This is a genomic window from Acinetobacter sp. ME22, from assembly GCF_022012315.1.
Lineage (GTDB): Bacteria > Pseudomonadota > Gammaproteobacteria > Pseudomonadales > Moraxellaceae > Acinetobacter > Acinetobacter brisouii_A.
In genome coordinates this window covers 1-381 of sequence record NZ_JAKLTL010000047.1, presented here as the reverse complement: position 1 = coordinate 381, position 381 = coordinate 1, and the positions used below count along the sequence as shown (strand labels likewise).

At 42.5% G+C, this 381-nt stretch carries 1 protein-coding gene; it reads left to right on the top strand.

Annotated features, from left to right (window positions below; all coding sequences use genetic code 11):
• Window positions 1-381: IS30 family transposase (locus tag LVY74_RS17625; RefSeq protein ID WP_237816147.1), on the top strand; the 381-nt coding region annotated here is incomplete at both ends.

Sequence of the window (381 nt, the reverse complement as noted above, 5' to 3'; positions counted from 1 at the left end):
TCCACAATTTCCAGAGAAATCAAACGTAATCGAGCCAGAAATGGCTATTTTGCTCAACATGCCCATAAATTGGCTTTAAAGCGGCATCGCTCCAATCCGCAGAGAATCGCTTTTGATATTTGGGCAGAGGTCATCTCTTATCTCAATGTCCAGTGGAGTCCTGAACAGATTGCTTCTCATGTTCCAGTCAGTCTGCATTCAATTTACCGCTTCATACGACACAATAAGAACCAAGGTGGAACACTCTTTCATCATTTACGTTTCATCAATCAAAGAAAGAGGAAATACGGCTCTCCTGAAACCCGTGGTTCGTTGAGTCATCGTAAAAGTATTCATGACAGACCGATTGAAATAGAACATCGGACTCGCTTTGGTGATCTG